We start from the raw sequence: 19,276 nt of genomic DNA, 5'->3' as shown, positions 1-19,276 counted from the left end.
AAATTCGGCTAATAACGGAAAGTTAAATAAGTGATAGTTTAAATTAATTTAGAAAAAAGAGCTTTCCATGTACTAATAGTATCCTCAGAAATTTTGTCTCGTGAAATTTTGAGTAAATGATTTTTTACAAGTTTAGCGAACTCAACTTTCCACCCTTTTTCAAGCGTAATCTCATTGGTAACAGCAAATTCTTCCAATTGTTTAAGAATGGGTGAATCTTTAACATAACAATCTTCAAAATCGGAATCTGGGTTGTTGGAACGTAATTGGTATCTTGAAAGTTTTTTCATTATTGAAGGTGGGATTAAATCTTCAATTTCAGCTTGATCCATTCCTATAATTTCTGAAACTATTAGAATTGAATTAGGTGTGTCTTGGTACAAATCTTTTCTCAGAGCTTCTGCCATTTTTGAACCTTGAGAATCACCATCTAATAAAACAATTGGCAATTCATCATTTTTCCCCGTTAAAAGACTTACAATGGGTTTAACTCCTCGTGTTCCTCCAGATGGAATGAAAATGATATCCTTTTTAGGAGTTAACTCTCCAAAAGAAATTAATAATGTTTTAATTGCTGATAAATAAATCTGATCTGATGGGCCTTCTACTAACACAGGGGTACAATTATTGAATAACATTTCTGACACGCTTAGACCCAATGCAGCATGTACTGGATAAATTGATTTTGTTTGAGAAGGGTTACCTTCATTTGCTCTAAGATTAGAAGAAATATTTGTGGTACCATCGTCCTGAATGTACACGGCTTTTACCTGATTAAGATGGTTGGAATCAACTAAAAATGGAGAATGCGTGGTATATAAAATTTGATTAGTTTTAGATAAGTTACCAAAAAATAATGATAAATCTTTCTGTGCTAAAGGATGAAGGGATAGACCAGGTTCATCCAATAATAATATTGAATTTTTATGGGCATCTTTACTTTCAACTAAAAAGGTTAAGTAAAAGCTCAAAAACCATTGTAATCCCGTACTTCTTCCTTCTAATTCAATATCTTCAGGGCGTTTGTCATCGGAAACCCATATTCTGAAATGATTACCATCTGCTTCGAATCTAAATCTATATTCACCTTGCTTCCACCAATCTCTGAATTTTGAAGTTAGTTCTGTGGATGCAGATTGCAATAAGACGCTACGTTCTTTTTTTTCAGCTGCTTTGATTTCTATCTCATCTGTTGATAAATCGATATCTGCTTTAGATTCAGTTCTTCCTAGATCTAAAATATCCTTGGGCTCTAATTTTACGTAATCAAATAACACCTTAAGTGTTTTCACTTTAGCTGACTCTTTAGCACCTAAATCTGTTCTTTCAAGATTTTCTATAACGTGAGGAAGATAGATTTCAGAATCTAAATTTCCATAGTTTGAGTAGTAAACAAAATTAGGAAGTTGTTCAATAATATAGTTTCTTGATTTTTGTAATTCTTCAGAAGTAGGTTTTTCGACATTGGATAAATGTGAAGAAATAAATTCATGTGTATCATTATAGACTTTTGTAAGTTCACTTGTTTTTGGAGCTTTTTCATCAAAAATATCCTCTAATAGAGAAAGACACTTTTCAAGACGGGCTTTATCCACTATTGGAGATTGAAATTCTAAGTCAATTATTTCAAAAGTATTAAGAAATTTCTCTCTTTTTTCTTCATTTTCACTTTTAAGTAATTGTAAATTTTTAATAATTTCTATTTTGGATGTGATTAGGTTTTGAAAGATTAATGAAGATAGATTGGATAATTTTTCATCAGGAAAATCTACAGTGTATCCGCTATTATATTTTCTACAAACAGTCGTAAATTTTAAGCCTTCGATTGGCGTTCTTCTTAATTTTGAAATATGCTGTACTTCATTTTCATTAAGTTCAAATTTACAACGAATAAAAATTGTTGATTTATCGCTTGCCCTTAATTGGCTATAAAGTTTTCGGGGAGCATCAGATAAAAGATTAATTTTGCCATCATTACTTACAGGATTAAGTTTCCATAAAGCACTAAGTAAATTTGTTTTTCCAGATTCGTTAGTTCCGATGAGCGCTGTGACATCATCAATATTTATCCATTCGCTTTGGTCGATTGATCTAAAGTTTTCTACTTGAAATGCTTTTAACTCCATATGAAACCTTCAAAATATTTGTTTTAAAAAGATATTAAACATCTATCACACTTTAATTAATCATCCTATATTAATTTATCTAAATCTAAAAAAAATCAAAACCATAACATCCTAATGAGAATCATGAAGCTCTTTTGAGTACACATGAAAATATGAAATTAAAGCCTGCCATCGTGCAGGTTTTTTTATGCCCTGAATTTAGGAGTCGAGTCATGAGCTTGAATTGCCCCTTTTGTCATTCAACCGACATCATGATTGTTGAAGCAAACATACAACAAGCAAATTCAACATTATCAAATCTTGCATCACCCACAGCATTAGGTGCCTTAGGCACAACTGTTGCGAAGTCTTTGAACCTTCCTCCCATCGTTGGAGGAATTGCAGGAACTGTACTCGGTGGTTTGTTTAATTCATTTACAGAGCAAAGCACACCTCCGCAGCAAAGCTTGTGCTTCTGTCATAACTGCTACCAAAAGTTCCCCATCCAATATCTGAATTAAGAACAGATCCAATTTTTAACATTATTTTAAAAAGGAATAAAACTATGGCACATCAACTTGAACAAATGGCTTATGTCGGTGAAACCCCTTGGCATGGACTAGGGAATCAACTAAGTCAAAACCAACCGATTGAAATCTGGGCACAACAGGCAGGTATGGACTGGCGTATTGAGTCATCCAATGTCAGTTATATGGCACAGAATGAACGTGGGCAAAGCATCATCATGCCGTATGAAGAACAGCGCGTACTGTACCGTTCTGATACCCATGCGCCCTTGTCAGTCGTCAGTCAACGTTTTCAGGAAGTCCAACCCCGAGAGATTTTAGAATTCTATCGTGATCTGACGGAACAATCAGGCTTTGAGCTGGAAACCGCAGGAGTACTTAAAGGCGGCAAGAAATTTTGGGCATTGGCACGGACAGGGCAAAGTTCAGCACTCAAAGGAAAGGATGTCAGTAATGGCTATATTCTTCTTGCAACTGCATGTGACGGTACGCTTGCGACAACCGCACAATTCACTTCCATCCGTGTCGTCTGTAACAATACTTTAGCGATTGCTTTACGTGGACAGAACAGTAGTGCAGGTGTAGTGAAAGTTCCGCATAGCACCAAGTTTGATGCAGATAAGGTCAAACAGCAATTGGGTATTTCAGTTCGTGCATGGGATGAACACATGTATGAGATGAAGCAGCTCAGTCAGCGTAAAGTCACCCAGTCTGAAGCCGCAGCCTATTTTGATGCGGTATTTAATAACACCACAATGAGCATTGCAGATCAGGAAGAAAATATTATTCAGTTCTACCGTGATGTTGCAACTCAGACAGCACAGGCAAATGCCAAGGAAAAAGCTGAGCCAAATGCCAAGGCGATGACTAAAGCAATGGACATGTTTAACGGTCAGGGACGTGGTGCAACACTTTCATCGTCTAAGGACACGGCTTACGGATTACTCTGTTCGATTACGGAATTTATTGACCACGAGCGTCGTGCAATGAGTACAGATCATCGACTCGATTCAGCTTGGTTTGGTGCAGGAGCAGCGATCAAGCAACGTGGACTAGAACAGGCTTTACGCATGGTGTCATAGTGTAAAAGGTTAAGTTTTTTCAATGGAGAGTTAGACTTATCCTTTGGATTCTAAAGATAAATTTACATTTTAAAAATAATTAAACCACATCTTCGGGTGTGGTTTTTTTATGCCCTTTATTTGCCATCACCCATATAAAAATGAGGAAGCAAGATATGAATACAGCAATATTAAACCCATCCATTCAACAAGCCAGCAAACCCTTTATTGCCCCAAAGCTGTTTACAGCAAAACGCTTGGTCAATACCAAAAATATGACTCAATCTGACTGGCTTGAAGTCAGACGACAAGGCATTGGCAGTAGTGATTGTGCAGCAGCCTGTGGATTGAATCCCTATATGTCGATGCTCGAACTTTGGATGATCAAGACAGGGCGAGTCAAACAATCGATTGAAGATGAAAGTTCAGGTGTCGCTCCACTATATTGGGGTAAGCAGCTAGAGCCATTGGTCGCTGAGTACTACAGCATGCATACCAATAACAAGGTACGCAGAATCAATGCAGTGCTTCAGCATCCAGATCCTGATAAACATTTTATGCTTGCCAATCTGGACTACTCCGTTGTGGGTAGCAATGAAGTCCAAATTCTGGAATGCAAAACAGCAGGTGAGTACGGCGCAAAACTTTGGCGAGATGGTGTGCCTTTATATGTCTTGTGTCAGGTACAACATCAATTGGCAGTGACAGGCAAACAAGCAGCACATGTTTGTGTGCTGATCTGTGGACATGAAACCAAAATCTTCAAAGTGACGCGCTCCGAATCTGTGATCAAACATATCATCAATGCAGAACGTTACTTCTGGGAGTGTGTGGAAAAAGACACACCACCTGATGTCGATGCCAGTGAATCGGCAGCTAAAGCCATACAGCAGCTTTATCCACAACATATTCCGTTGACTGTTGAAGACTTGAGTCATAACGAACAAGCCAATCAATTGTTTACTCAACTGATCCAAGAAAAGCATCACATTGAAAAACATCAAAACAACTTTGATGAAACTAAGCATCAAATCCAGATGTTGATGAGGGATGCTGAACGAGCAACCTTTGCCAATGGATCAGTGACGTGGAAGAAATCCAAAGATTCAATCAGTTTAGACAGTAAAGCCTTACTCAAACTTCATCCTGAAATGCTTGAACAGTTTCCACAAAGTAAAGTAGGGACGCGACGTTTTCAGATCTATACCGATGACTGAATTCATCACATCGATATTTCCAATCTTCCAAAAAGCGCAAAAAACCACCCCGATCCACCGACTCCCGAAGGAGCGGTGGACTAATAATGGCGGTCTTTGCATTTCATCTGATCTTTAAACGGTTTTGTATTTGCTTACATAACAAAGGGTCAACAGTAAAATTTTATTTAGAGGAAAACTAACATGATTAAAGGCTTAGCGATTACACCACCGATCCTTGGACGTATCAGTATCGGTAAAGTCGTTGAAAAGAACGGTAAACGTCTGCCTGAAAAGGACGATCAATTTACCATTACCAGTCAAATTCAAAGCAAGGAGGGATGGGTCAAACATCCGCTCGATGAGCAATTACGCAGTAAAGCACCGAATCAAAAACTCCGTACCATTCCAGTACGGATGATCTTCAATGATCCAGAGCTAAACCTAAGGGCAGAGTACACCTTATTTGATCGACAAACAGGACGACCTGTTTGTGTAGGCAATGGTGAAACCTGTCAGCGACTCACCAATCAAGGCGTAGAACAACATTCCTGCCCATCCCCTGATTTATGTCCTTTAGCTCAAGGAGGGAACTGTAAGCCTTATGGGCGTTTGCATGTCAATTTAGATGAGTCGGATGAACTGGGAACATTTATCTTTAGAACCACTGGCTTTAACAGTATCCGTACCTTAGCTGCACGACTCAGCTATTACCATGCATCATCCAATGGTTTACTGTCATGCTTACCTCTACAACTGACATTGAGAGGAAAGTCCACTACGCAAAGCTATCGCACCCCTGTCTATTACGTGGATTTAACACTCAGAGATGGCACTCATTTACAGGATGCGATTCAAACAGCACTTGAGATGGATCAGCAGATTAAGCAGGCAGGGTTTAATCAGGAAGGACTAGATCAAATTGCAAGGCAGGGTTTTGCCAATGCACAGTTTGAGATGAATGCTGAAGAGGGCTTGGATTTAGTTGAAGAATTTTATACGAATGAAAATTCTGAGGTCGAACAAGTACAACCTAAATCGAAAGCCAAAACCAAGCCTAAGTTTAATCAAGGGCAGGATTTTGTGCAGGATATCCAGCAGAGTTTGCAAGGTAGCGTTAGGGTGGTGAATTGATACTGTTTAATTACAGAATCGATAAACTTGGGAGCTTCGGTTCCCTTTTATTTTTTATATCTGTCCGAGGCTTAATGAATGAGTGGATAATCAAGTCTAATTGTTGATTTATCTTGTATTTGAATATTAACTTATAGGTTAATATTCGTTTTAACTTTGATTCTTATTTTTTTTACAGGATTTGTAAATGACCAGTACCCAACAACGCGCAGCACTGCAACGCCAAATCTGGCAGATCGCCAACGATGTCCGTGGCGCAGTTGATGGTTGGGACTTTAAACAATATGTCTTGGGTACGCTGTTTTATCGCTTTATTAGTGAAAATTTTGCCAGTTATATCGAAGGTGGTGATGACAGCATCAAATACGCCGAACTTTCTGACCAAGTTATTACGGTAGAGATCAAAGATGATGCGATTAAAACCAAGGGTTACTTTATTTACCCAAGTCAATTGTTCGGCAATATTGCTAAAAATGCGAATAATAACGAGAGTCTGAATACCGACTTAGCTGCCATCTTCGCTAGTATTGAAAGTTCAGCCAATGGCTACCCATCGGAGCAGGATATTAAAGGCCTATTTGCTGACTTTGATACCACTAGTAACCGTTTGGGTAATACTGTCAAAGATAAAAATATCCGATTGGCTGCTGTTCTCAAGGGCGTAGCAGGGTTAGATTTTGGGGATTTTCAAGGCAGTCATATCGACCTGTTTGGTGATGCCTATGAGTTTCTGATTTCTAACTATGCTGCCAATGCAGGAAAATCAGGAGGAGAATTTTTCACTCCGCAGCATGTATCCAAGTTGATTGCCCAGCTTGCCATGCATAAACAAACAACTGTCAATAAAATTTATGACCCTGCTTGCGGTTCGGGTTCTTTGCTTTTACAAGCCAAAAAACACTTTGATGCTCACATTATCGAAGACGGTTTTTGGGGACAAGAGCTGAATCATACCACCTATAACCTTGCACGTATGAACATGTTTTTGCATAACATTAACTACGACAAGTTTAATATCCAGTTAGGCGATACCTTAAAAGAACCGCACTTTGGCGATGACAAACCTTTTGACGCGATTGTGTCTAATCCACCGTATTCGGTGAAATGGATTGGTTCGGATGACCCAACTTTAATCAATGATGAACGTTTTGCTCCAGCAGGTGTACTAGCTCCTAAATCTAAAGCTGACTTTGCCTTTGTGTTGCATGCGTTAAGTTATTTATCTGCTAAAGGTCGTGCAGCGATTGTTTGCTTCCCTGGCATTTTTTATCGTGGTGGTGCAGAGCAGAAAATTCGGCAATATTTGGTCGATAACAACTATGTTGAAACGGTCATTTCACTTGCACCGAACTTGTTTTATGGCACAACCATTGCTGTGAATATTTTGGTGTTGTCTAAGCATAAAACCGAAAATACCACTCAGTTTATTGATGCGAGTGGCTTATTTAAAAAAGAAACCAATAACAATATTTTGACCGATGCACACATTGAACAGATTATGCAGGTGTTTGATAGCAAAGCCGATGTTGAACATTTCGCTCAATCTGTGTCGTTCGATACGATTCAATCCAACGACTACAACCTGTCTGTCAGTGGTTACGTGGAAGCAGAGGACACCCGTGAACAGATAGATATTGTCCAACTGAATGCCGAGCTAAAAACCACGGTGGCTAAAATTGACCAACTTCGTAAAGAGATTGATGCGATAGTAGCGGAGATTGAAGGGAAGGATGTAGCATGAAATTTATGGAAAAACTATTAAATGGTGCAGTCGTAGAATGGCACCCATTAGACTCAGTTGCAAAAATAAAACATGGAAAAGATTGGAAAGGCTTAAATGAGGGAGATGTTCCTGTTTATGGATCAGGTGGGATTATGGGATATGTCGATACATACTCATATAACAAGCCGACTGTTTTAATTCCACGGAAAGGCTCTATAACCAATATTTTTTACGTTGATACACCATTTTGGAACGTTGATACCATTTATTATACTGAAATTGATACTCAAGTGATTGTTCCAAAATATTTTTATTATTTTGTTAAAACCATTGATTTACTATCTCTAGATACTGGTTCAGGAAGACCTAGTCTGACTCAATCAATTTTGAATAAAATTCCAGTACCTATCCCATGCCCAGAAAACCCGAAAAAATCCCTTGAAATTCAAGCTGAAATCGTCCGAATTTTGGATGCATTTACCGCTATGACTGCGGAGCTGACTGCGGAGCTGACTGCGGAGCTTAAACTAAGAAATCAACAATATCAATATTTTAGGGATAAATTGTTGACATTTGATATGAGCGAATCATCCTCGTCTTCGGACGAGATCGGACGGCGGATAGAGGTTGAGTGGAAAATGTTGGCAGAAATGGGTGAATTAGTTCGTGGTAATGGTTTACCTAAAGCGGATTTCACAGAGTCAGGCGTTCCAGCTATCCATTATGGTCAAATTTATACCTATTATGGGCTTTCGACAGTAAAGACAAAATCATTTGTATCTTTGGAAACGGCAAAAAAACTCAAGAAAGTAGATACAGGCGATGTTGTAATTACTAATACTAGTGAAAATTTAGAAGATGTTGGCAAAGCACTGGTTTACTTAGGGAAACAGCAAGCTGTAACAGGTGGTCACGCTACAATATTTAAACCTAACCCTTATATTCTAGGAAAATATTTTGCTTATTACACCCAAACAACTAGCTTTTCGGAGCAAAAAAGGAGATATGCAAAAGGGACAAAAGTGATTGATGTATCGGCAACGGATATGGCGAAAATATTAATTCCTGTGCCTCCTGTAGGAGAGCAAACACGCATTGTCGATATCCTTGATAAATTCGATGCATTAACAAGTTCTATCAGCGAAGGCTTACCACGTGAAATTGAGCTACGCCAAAAGCAGTACGAGTATTATCGTGATTTATTGTTAAGTTTTCCTCAATCATCAGCCCAAGTGCATTGACATCTGCGGAGTAAAGCATGGATAAAATTAGTCAAGTTAAACAACTCATCGGTGAAATCAATCGCTTGCATCATCATTTTTCCAAGGATTATTTTGAACAAGGAAAAATTGAGAAAATTAACTTGTCTAAAACCATTCGACATGTGCCTGCTGCGCATATCTATAAATATCGGTTAACCTTGCACGAAAGCATTAATGACTACTTGATGACCGCAGATATTGACATCAAATATTTTTATCGCGTCAAAACCCGTGAAAGTATTGATGATAAAATCCAGCGCTATTCTGCTCGTGAAGACCAATACCCTGTAAACAATTGGCTGAATGATATTTTTGGTGCACGGATTATTTTAACGACTGAAGAAATTGACAGCGTGATGGATTTGCTGGATGACTGGCAAGATGAGCTGAACCTTAAAAACTGGTATTTGCGGGACAAAGAAGGCTATCGCGGTTTACATATTTACTTTAAAAACAGAAGTAATTTTTATTTTCCTTGGGAATTGCAAATCTGGAATCACGATGATATTCAAAGCAATATTGAAAATCATGAAAAATTTAAACGAAACTTTATCTAAAAAAACTAACAATCACTTTGAACCATTTTACTTGATAAAAAATCTGTGGAATCAAAACCATGACCAACTATAAACCGATTGCCGAAACCAATAATTTTATTGTCTTAGACAAATATTGCAAAGAATGGCAAGCGGTGGACAGCTACCAAAGCGAAGGGGATCTAGAGCGAGAGCTGATTCAAGACTTGGTCAATCAAGGTTATGAATATCTACCTGCTTTAAACAATGCTCAAGCAATGCTGGTCAATGTACGTGAGCAACTGCAAGTATTGAATAGCGTACAGTTTTTAGATGGTGAATGGTTGCGTTTTGTTGAAACCTATTTGGATAGACTAAGCGACAGTATTGTCGACAAAACCCGCAAAATTCATGATGATTATATTCATGATTTTGTCTTTGATGATGGGCGTATTCAAAACATCTACCTTTTAGATAAGAAGAACGTTGCCCGTAATAAAGTACAGGTGATTAAACAGTTTGAACAAAAAGGCAGTCATGCAAACCGTTACGATGTCACCATTTTGGTCAATGGCTTACCCTTAGTACAGATCGAACTCAAAAAACGGGGCATTGCCATTCGTGAAGCCTTTAATCAGGTACACCGTTACAGTAAGGAAAGCTTTAATAGTGAAAACTCCTTGTATAAGTACTTACAGTTGTTTGTGATTTCCAATGGCACCGATAGCCGTTATTTTGCCAATACTACTGCACGTAATAAAAACACATTTGATTTCACTATGAACTGGGCGAAAGCAGATAACAGTTTGATTAAAGATTTAAAAGATTTTACTGCGACTTTCTTTCAAAAAAATACTTTACTGAATGTGCTGTTGCATTACTCCGTGTTTGATGTCAGTAATACTTTATTGGTGATGCGCCCTTACCAAATTGCTGCAACTGAACGCATTTTGTGGAAAGTCAAAAGTTCGTATCAGGCCAAAAACTGGAGCAGTCCCTCTAACCAAAATCAGGAAAGTGGTGGCTTTATTTGGCATACCACAGGTTCAGGCAAAACCTTGACCAGTTTCAAAGCTGCACGGTTGGCGACTGAGCTGGATTTTATTGAAAAAGTATTCTTTGTGGTAGATCGTAAAGACCTCGATTATCAGACCATGAAAGAATACCAACGTTTTTCGCCTGATAGCGTCAATGGTTCGGACAGTACCGCAGGTTTAAAAGCAAATTTGGATAAAGATGATAATAAAATTATTGTCACTACCATCCAAAAGCTAAACAATCTGATGAAAAGTGAAGCTGACTTGCCAATTTATAATAAGCAAGTGGTGTTTATTTTTGATGAATGTCACCGTAGCCAGTTTGGTGAAGCGCAGAAGAATCTGAAAAAGAAGTTTAAAAAGTACTATCAGTTTGGTTTTACAGGCACGCCCATTTTTCCGCAAAATGCGCTGAGTGCTGAAACCACGGCGAGCGTGTTTGGTCGTGAACTACATGCTTATGTCATCACTGATGCAATCCGTGATGAAAAAGTGCTGAAGTTTAAAGTGGATTACAACGATGTACGTCCACAATTTAAAGCGATTGAAACTGAACAGGATGAGAAAAAGCTCACAGCAGCGGAAAACAAACAAGCCTTATTGCATCCTGATCGTATTCGTCAGATTAGCCAGTACATCCTGAATAATTTCCGCCAGAAAACTCACCGCCTGCAAGCAAGCAGTAAAGGTTTTAATGCGATGTTTGCCGTTAGCAGTGTAGAGGCAGCAAAGCTGTATTATGAGTCTTTGAACGACTTGCAAAAAAATAGTGATAAACCGTTAAAAATTGCCACGATATTTTCCTTTGCAGCCAATGAAGAACAAGATGCTGTAGGTGATATTCAAGATGAAAGTTTTGATGTCTCAGCCATGAACAGCAGCGCAAAAGAGTTTTTAAATGCGGCAATTGCTGACTATAACAGTTTGTTTAAAACTAACTTTAATGTGGATAGTAAGGGTTTTCAAAACTATTATCGTGACCTAGCCAAACAAGTCAAAGCTAAAGAAATTGACTTGCTCATTGTGGTCGGTATGTTCTTAACTGGTTTTGATGCGCCAACATTGAATACATTGTTTGTTGATAAAAACTTACGTTATCACGGTTTGATGCAGGCTTATTCACGTACCAACCGTATTTATAATGCGACTAAAACCTTTGGCAATATCGTTACCTTCCGTGATTTAGAGCAAGCAACCATTGATGCGATTACCTTGTTTGGTGATACAAATACTAAAAACGTGGTGCTCGAAAAAAGTTACACGGAATACATGCAAGGCTTTACAGATGTTGTTACAGGTGAAGCACGTCGGGGCTTTGTAGATGTGGTAACAGAATTAGAGCAGCGCTTTCCAAATCCAGATGCAATTTTCAAAGAATCAGACAAGAAAGCTTTTGCGAAACTCTTTGGTGAATATTTGCGTGTCGAAAATGTGCTGCAAAACTATGATGAATACGCCAGCTTAAAAGAACTACAAACCGTGGATATGAATGACTCTGAGGCAGTGGAAGCATTCAAGAATAAGCATTACTTAAGTGATGAGAGTCTGACTGCGCTACAAAGCATCCAAATGCCTGCTGAGCGAAAAATTCAAGATTACCGATCTACTTATAACGATATCCGTGACTGGATACGTCGGGAGAAGTCGGCAGAACAAAAAGAAAAATCAAGCATTGATTGGAATGATGTGGTTTTTGAAGTGGACTTGCTCAAATCACAAGAAATCAATTTAGATTACATTCTAGAGCTAATTTTTGATAATAATAAAAAAGTGAAGGATAAAGCCTCACTGGTTGAAGATGTACGTCGCGTGATCCGTGCCAGCATTGGCAACCGTGCCAAAGAAAGTTTGTTGGTCGATTTTATTAATCAAACTGATTTAGATCAGATTGGTGATAAGGCCAATGTGATAGATGCTTTTTTCACTTTTGCTCAAGTAGAGCAACAGCGTGAAGTAAAAGAGTTGATCGATGATGAGAAACTGAATGAAGATGCAGCGAGACGTTATATTTCAACATCGTTAAAGCGGGAGTTTGCGAGTGAAAATGGTACGGAACTCAATGCAATACTGCCTAAAATGAGTCCATTAAACCCGCAGTATTTGACAAAGAAGCAAAGCATTTTTCAAAAAATAGCAGCATTGGTTGAAAAGTTTAAAGGGGTAGGGGGCAAAATTTAAAATGAAATATCAACCACCTTATACCATCACCTCTAAAATCATTCATCTGATTGCGCAGATCAGTGAGAATATAGGGCGCTTGACTGTTTTAGAGGAAATTCAGGATAGTCTGAAGTTAAGGAAAGCCAATCGTATTCGTACCATTCAAGGGTCTCTTGCGATTGAAGGAAACACTTTAAGTACAGAACAGATCACGGCGATCCTAAATGGTAAGACTGTAATTGCACCTCAATTGCACCTCCGAAAGAAGTGCAAGAAGTGCGTAATGCCATTAAAGCTTATGAAGCATTTCAGCAATGGCAGCCAAGCCAAGAAGTAGACTTATTACAAGCACACCAAATTTTAATGACAGGCTTGATTGATGAAGTCGGTCAATATCGCCATGGTGGTGTCGGTGTGATGTCAGGTGATCGGGTATGCATATGACTCCACCTGCCAATCAGATCAATCGACTGATGGTTGATTTACTCGATTGGTTGAATGACAGTGAAGTACACCCACTGATTCAAAGTTCAGTATTTCATTATGAGTTTGAATTTATTCATTCATTTGCAGATGGTAATGGAAGAATGGGAAGGCTTTGGCAAACGTTAATTTTGAGTAGATGGAATCCAATCTTTGCAAACATTCCAGTTGAAAGTCTAATCTATCAAAATCAAAAAGCCTATTATGAGGCATTACAAGCAAGTACAGATCGTACTGATTCAGCACCATTTATTGAATTCATTTTGCAGATGATTCTAGATGCAATCCTCAGTTCAAATGAAACCGCTCAAGATAGCGATCATGTTACCGCTCAAGATAGCGATCATGCTACCGCTCAAGTGAGCGACCAAGTTCAGCGTTTAATTTCGGCAATGAAGCAAGAAGAATATACTTTGGCTGAATTGATGCAATTGATTGGATTAACTCATCGAGCAACGTTCCAAAAGAATTACTTGAATCCTGCCATAGAAGCAGATTTGATTGAGCATACTATTCCAGATAAGCCGAAAAGCCCTAAGCAAAGGTATCGTCTTAAATCATGATTTAGTATGAAAAATATTTTGTTACATTTTTGCTTAAATAGTTAGACATGAATAAGAATTAAAAAGCGTAAAGTAAGTTTTTAAATAAATAATTTTCTATTAATCAATAAGTTGTGTTAAATTTTTCTTGATTGTGTTGTTGGAATTTGGTAAAAATGAAATCACTGCCAAGTGAGAGATCGATGTGATAAGTACTTTTGAAATGCAAGGTCTAACATGGAAGGCAAGGTCAAAGTACCAACAAGATGCCATATTGATTGAAAATAAAGTTATTCAACATAATGGACTCATCACTAAACTATATAGCCATTCTGAAAAAGAACAGTGGTGTGTTGCTGTAGCGGATGGGATTAGCAATAGTCCAGCAGCTGAGCAAGCATCCTATACGGTCTTAAAAGCTTTAATGCAAAATAAAAAGATAGAACCTTGTCAAGCATTTACCATTCAGCAGTATCTTGTTGATCAATTAGCACATCAGAAAAAAAGTTTTGGCGCAAGTTCAACACTCGCATTCATTCAAAATGATGGCGATCAAGGTTTTGTGACCATTCAACATCTTGGCGATAGTCGAGTTTATTTGTTTAGCCAACATGATCAAAAGTGGCATTGTCTGACCAGAGATCACAATTATCTTGAACAGTTAAGAGAAAGTGGCGAGCTAAGAGCAGGAGAAAACTACGCCAGTATTTATGGTGCATTATTACAATACTTTTGTGCTGATCTCTTGCATGAAGTGATGGATTTTACAAGAACAGAAGAATATTTGACTGAGAATGACGCCTTATTGGTTTGTACAGATGGTGTGCATGATGTGATGGAGTGTGGGGAATGGCTTCCTTTAAAAGCAGATGTGGAGCTTCGAACATGGTTACTCAATATGAAAGCGTCATTAAATTCAAAACAGGCGTATGACAATGTCAGCATGGTCTTAGTACGAGCAAAAATTTAATTCATTGAGAATGGGGAAATTATGCAATCAGATGATCTCTTTGAACGTGCCAAATTATTCACAGAGCAAGTGGGTGTCGTTTCTGTATCGAGTTTACAACGCCATTTTTTAATTGGGTATTCTCATGCAGAACAACTACTTAACCAGTTAATTGAAGCAAGTATTTGTGAATCTACAAAAACTTTTGTTCTAGATTATGGGTATGGCTATAAATTGCATCAAGGTATGAGATAACAACTTTAACAATTAAAAATTTTATTTTTAGGATAATTTTTTATGGCTCAGCATCAAGTTGATCAATTTAAGACAGGGATTTGGTCAGTAAAAGAATTACTCTTAATTTTAGATCAACTCAGAATTCCTGATTATCAGCGTCCTTACAAATGGACAGAAAAAAATTTAAATGTCCTCGTCAATGATATACAGGAACATAAAGATAAATCTGCATATCGATTGGGTACTATCGTATTACACCGTGATAAAAATAATACGAGCCTTAAAAATATAAATATTGTGGATGGACAACAACGAACTTTAACTTTAATACTCCTTGTTTGGGCGGTTATTCAGAAGCAAGAATTAGATTTAGAACGAGAGGATCTGAAAACAGTTTTGAATGAAATATCGAATCAAATTAATGTCTTTATGGATGTGCAAGAATTTAATAGTGATATTAGCCATTACAATATTTATCAGAACTTTAATGCCGCTAAACGGATCGTTTCGGTAAACTTTTCGGAACAAGATATTGATTTTTTACTCAATAATTGTCAGGTTGCGGTTTTTATTTTAGATGATATTTCAGAGGCATTTCAGTTTTTTGATTCACAAAATGCACGTGGCCGTGATTTAGAACCGCATGATCTTTTAAAAGCTTATCATCTACGAGAATTTTTTGCACAGGAGCAACATTTAAAAGCCCAAACTGTTGCTCATTGGGAAAGTTTAGACTCGGCTCATTTGGCAAAGTTATTTTCGAACTATCTATTCCGTATTCGTCTTTGGTCAAGAGGAAAGTCCGCAAGATTTTTCAATAAAGATCATGTGCATCTTTTTAAAGGTATTCATCTTGGGCAATCAGACCATCATCCATATTTAGAACCATTACGCATAGCGCATTATTTTATTGATGACTATAACGCACAATATCAACGGCAAATAGATCGACAAGAAATGAGTTTCCCATTTCAGCTTGATCAAATGATCATTAATGGTCGTCGATTTTTTGAAATGGTTGAGCACTATGAAAAACAGATTAGTAAAGTGGTGGATCATCAAGAACAGTCTGAGAAGGTCTATATATTTGGTGCGGCACTACAGGATCGAGCAAATAGAATTATCAAAATATTGAATTCATATGATGCAAGAAATAGGGATGGGGATCGTTATGTGCGAACCTTGTTTGATTCTGCATTGATTTTTTATATCGATAAATTTGCTATAGATCGGTTATCAGAAGCGATTGAAAAGATTTTTATTTGGGCATATCGCTGTCGTATTAGTCAATATTCGGTGCAATTAGCAACGATAGATAATTATGTCTTAGAAAAGAACATATTCAGTTTACTGAAATATGCTCAATCACCAAGTGAACTAATCGGATGGTCACTCCCGATAGTCGATAAACAGGAAGGCACTAAAGTTGAGCCTTTGATCACTTTATTTAAAGAACTAAATTATCTCTAACAGGAACATCAGAATGAAAGCAGAGTCAATCCAAGCGCTTAAGGTTCAAGCCCTGTTCGAGAATAAACAGACTTATATTATCCCGATGTATCAGCGTAATTATGCTTGGGGTGAGAAAGAAATTGATCAGTTAATTTTGGATATTCAAGATTATCAAAAGCAACCTGATCAGTTAAATCAAGGGCAGACTCAAGGAAGTAAAAAATATTATATTGGAACGTTGGTTGTTTTTGAGCGTAGCGATGGCACTTATGAAATTATCGATGGTCAGCAACGATTTACCACTTTAACCTTGTTAGCGATTTGCCTGAAGCGATTATCCAAAGAAGAAAAAATTGTTCTTGATATGTCTTGGTTTAATCAATTCAATCTTGACTTTGAAAGTCGTCCAAAGTCTTCTTTAACCTTTCAGGCTTTACTTAGAGGCGATCATCTACAACATTTAAAATTATCCGAATATAACGCCGATTTAGTTCAGGGGTTTGAGTTGCTGCAACGAGCAATCGAAAAAATGATCAATCAAGGCGGTTTGAGTGGTTTTTGCAAATATTTATTTGAAAATGTAGTCATCGCACAAGTTTTAGTTCCGAAAGATACTGATCTCAATCATTATTTTGAGGTTATGAATAACCGTGGTGAACAATTAGAAAAGCATGAAATTTTAAAAGCGAAATTGATGAGCGTATTGAATCAAATCAAAGATGAAGCAGATAAAACATCAAGCATGACACTATTTACGAGTATTTGGAACGCGACTGCCAATATGGAGCGTTACGTTCAATATGGTTTTTCCACAACACAGCGTGATGTGATTTTTGGAAAGGATTGGGGGGATTTTGTTCCTGAAAACGCTTCTAGCTTGCTCGAAATTTTTAGAAGAAATGTAGAATCACAAGAACAAACAAGTTCGAAAAGCAATTTTCAATCTATTTCTGAAATGTTAAAAAAAGTGCCTGTGCGTATTAAAAATAAAGATACTAAAGAAGAAAAGCCTGAACGATTCAATAGCATTATTAATTTTCCGAATTTTTTATTGCAGGTTTTACAAATTTGGATAAGTCAAAGGAATGGTGATGAAAAAGTAGCACTAGATGATAAGCAACTGATTGATCAATTTCAAAAATATATTCTGTTAAAAGGGCAGGAAAACCAAGAGCATGAAAGGATAATTGAGAATGTAAAAGGTTTTATTTTTACGCTACTTAAGTGTAAATTTCTATTTGATCAATATATTATTAAACGGGATTATTCTACGGATAACGATGATTGGAGTATAAAGAGACTTAAACTATATGAAAAAAATAGTTCGTATGTGAATACTTTTGATGGAAATAGCACGGATATTGCTCAAAGAATTCTACTATTGATGACAGCATTTCATGTATCCACTCCCACCTTGTCTTATAAATATTGGTTAAATGGTGCACTGTATTGGCTTTATCATAATACTGATCGCACTGAGTCTGACTATTTTAATGCATTACAACATTTAGCGAGAAAGTTTATTTTTCAGAGATATTTAAGTTCAGAACAGATTGATTATTTTGATTTGCTTTATGGCACTTCCGCAATCGATGATTTAAAAATCAATCAATTAATGCGAAAAATAAGTTTTGGCAATATTGAAAATAATTTTGTCTTTAACTATTTGGATTTCTTGATTTATTGTGATGCGGAAAATAGCAATGATAAGGTAATCAAAAACTTTAAATTTACGCAACGGAGTTCGGTTGAGCATTTTTATGCACAACAGATAGAGGGAGAGCGTGATAAATTAGATCATGAAAATTTACATCGCTTTGGGAACTTGTGTCTCATTAGTTCAAGTAAAAATTCAAGCATAGGGAATCGCTTGCCAAGTGCTAAACGTGATTATTTTATGCCTGAGATAAGGAAGGGTAAAATTGATACCCTTAAATTGTATTTGATGATTCAAACGCTTGAAGAAGAAAAAGTTTGGAAAAAAGAACAAATCCTAGATCATGAGAAAAAGATGCTTGATTTGTTTGAGTTAGATTACCAAGACTTTGTGAAATGAGTGTCGGTTAGTCTATTCAATGTTAAAATGAATGTATATAGAAACACCTGATAGGAAGAGGACTATGACTAAACGTTTAAGTGATTTTAAAATTGAAAATAGAAAGCCACGTTCAGCGATGGCTGGTCAACCATTATCAATTCCTTTTGATGACAACGAGGCAACAAAGCGTGTTGTAATGCATAGTGCAAAACGTGTCATTCAACAGCATAAGAAAGAAATTCAAGAGTTAGCTTATAAATGAGTACCATCAATTCTACATTTGTAATTGCTGTTCATGATGAAATTTTGAGACAAACAGGAGTTGGTCGAGAGGGGTGTCATCTTGATAAATTAGAAAGTGTGGGTACTGTTCTAAATTGTATGCTCATTAAATCTGTCAATAGAAAAATTAAAAATAATTAAGCTAAATTCACTGTATTTTCAACGCTCTTTGATATTTGTGTTCTGAGTGAAATATGATCAGCATACTTTTTGAAACACCACCGAAAGTGTGTTAAGTAGAATTGATCAACAAATGTATTACAATCAGGTCGATGATCTTTATGAAATAGCTGCTTGGTACGGTATTGCGATATCAAAAGGACATGCATTTGTAGATGGTAATAAACGGACAGGTCTTGCCGTTATGCTTACTTTTCTTGAAATTCAAGGCGTTAGTATTCAAGATAATACAGGGCTTGATGATTTAATGGTGGATATTGTTTAAAGTCAGGATGATCATGAAATTCTTGCACAGAAAGTTTCAGATTTCTTATATGAACTCTCAGGAATATAGTAAATTAAAGCCTTTTTGGTTAAATAACAATCAAACAAAATTAAAATAATAGAACAGCA

Annotated in this window: 14 protein-coding genes and 2 pseudogenes; 15 read left to right on the top strand and 1 reads right to left on the bottom strand. The window is 37.0% G+C overall.

Going from position 1 to position 19,276, the window contains the following annotated elements:
- Positions 1-38: 38 nt before the first annotated feature.
- On the bottom strand, positions 39-2,126 hold the full coding sequence (locus C502_RS0104100; protein WP_004818959.1) for an AAA family ATPase: 2,088 nt from the start codon (positions 2,124-2,126) through the stop codon (positions 39-41).
- Between the two features lie 212 nt (positions 2,127-2,338).
- Between C502_RS0104100 and C502_RS0104095 the strand changes: the two genes are divergently transcribed.
- The 15 genes and pseudogenes from C502_RS0104095 to C502_RS19445 all read left to right on the top strand — a co-directional run.
- On the top strand, positions 2,339-2,626 hold the full coding sequence (locus tag C502_RS0104095; protein ID WP_018677586.1) for a hypothetical protein: 288 nt from the start codon (positions 2,339-2,341) through the stop codon (positions 2,624-2,626).
- Between the two features lie 44 nt (positions 2,627-2,670).
- Entirely contained in the window at positions 2,671-3,714 is a 1,044-nt protein-coding gene (locus tag C502_RS0104090; protein WP_018677585.1) for a DUF932 domain-containing protein, read from the top strand.
- Positions 3,715-3,869: 155 nt separating this feature from the next.
- On the top strand, positions 3,870-4,910 hold the full coding sequence (locus C502_RS0104085; RefSeq protein WP_018677584.1) for a YqaJ viral recombinase family nuclease: 1,041 nt from the start codon (positions 3,870-3,872) through the stop codon (positions 4,908-4,910).
- 183 nt (positions 4,911-5,093) lie between these two features.
- On the top strand, positions 5,094-6,023 hold the full coding sequence (locus C502_RS0104080; protein WP_004818963.1) for a recombination directionality factor: 930 nt from the start codon (positions 5,094-5,096) through the stop codon (positions 6,021-6,023).
- 187 nt (positions 6,024-6,210) lie between these two features.
- A complete protein-coding gene (locus C502_RS0104075) occupies positions 6,211-7,764 on the top strand; it encodes a type I restriction-modification system subunit M (RefSeq protein WP_004818964.1) in 1,554 nt (517 codons plus the stop codon).
- The gene (locus tag C502_RS0104070) at positions 7,761-8,987 is read left to right on the top strand and encodes a restriction endonuclease subunit S (RefSeq protein ID WP_018677583.1); all 1,227 of its coding nucleotides are present in this window, start codon (positions 7,761-7,763) and stop codon (positions 8,985-8,987) included. Before C502_RS0104075 ends, C502_RS0104070 begins: the two co-directional genes overlap by 4 nt.
- A 17-nt stretch (positions 8,988-9,004) precedes the next feature.
- Positions 9,005-9,565, top strand: coding sequence for a nucleotidyltransferase family protein (locus tag C502_RS0104065; RefSeq protein WP_004818966.1), 561 nt, complete (start codon positions 9,005-9,007; stop codon positions 9,563-9,565).
- A gap of 59 nt (positions 9,566-9,624) precedes the next feature.
- Positions 9,625-12,738 (top strand): HsdR family type I site-specific deoxyribonuclease, encoded by a 3,114-nt coding sequence (locus C502_RS0104060; RefSeq protein ID WP_004818967.1) that lies wholly within the window; start codon positions 9,625-9,627, stop codon positions 12,736-12,738.
- 1 nt (position 12,739) lies between these two features.
- A pseudogene (locus C502_RS18050) lies at positions 12,740-13,766 on the top strand (Fic family protein).
- Between the two features lie 187 nt (positions 13,767-13,953).
- Complete coding sequence (locus C502_RS0104050; protein WP_026315735.1) at positions 13,954-14,715, top strand: PP2C family protein-serine/threonine phosphatase; 762 nt, start codon at positions 13,954-13,956, stop codon at positions 14,713-14,715.
- Between the two features lie 21 nt (positions 14,716-14,736).
- Positions 14,737-14,949 (top strand): DNA translocase FtsK, encoded by a 213-nt coding sequence (locus C502_RS0104045; RefSeq protein WP_018677581.1) that lies wholly within the window; start codon positions 14,737-14,739, stop codon positions 14,947-14,949.
- Between the two features lie 42 nt (positions 14,950-14,991).
- The gene (locus tag C502_RS0104040; RefSeq protein WP_018677580.1) at positions 14,992-16,401 is read left to right on the top strand and encodes a DUF262 domain-containing protein; all 1,410 of its coding nucleotides are present in this window, start codon (positions 14,992-14,994) and stop codon (positions 16,399-16,401) included.
- Positions 16,402-16,414: 13 nt separating this feature from the next.
- Complete coding sequence (locus C502_RS0104035) at positions 16,415-18,439, top strand: GmrSD restriction endonuclease domain-containing protein (RefSeq protein ID WP_018677579.1); 2,025 nt, start codon at positions 16,415-16,417, stop codon at positions 18,437-18,439.
- A 64-nt stretch (positions 18,440-18,503) separates the two neighbouring features.
- A complete protein-coding gene (locus C502_RS0104030) occupies positions 18,504-18,683 on the top strand; it encodes a hypothetical protein (protein WP_018677578.1) in 180 nt (59 codons plus the stop codon).
- Positions 18,684-18,926: 243 nt separating this feature from the next.
- A pseudogene (locus tag C502_RS19445) lies at positions 18,927-19,217 on the top strand (type II toxin-antitoxin system death-on-curing family toxin); the annotation flags it as partial.
- Between the last annotated feature and the right edge of the window lie 59 nt (positions 19,218-19,276).

The sequence above is a fragment of the Acinetobacter tjernbergiae DSM 14971 = CIP 107465 genome, from assembly GCF_000374425.1.
Taxonomy (GTDB): Bacteria; Pseudomonadota; Gammaproteobacteria; order Pseudomonadales; family Moraxellaceae; genus Acinetobacter; species Acinetobacter tjernbergiae.
The sequence above is the reverse complement of the archived record's forward strand: the minus strand, read 5'-3'. Positions and strand labels throughout refer to the sequence as shown.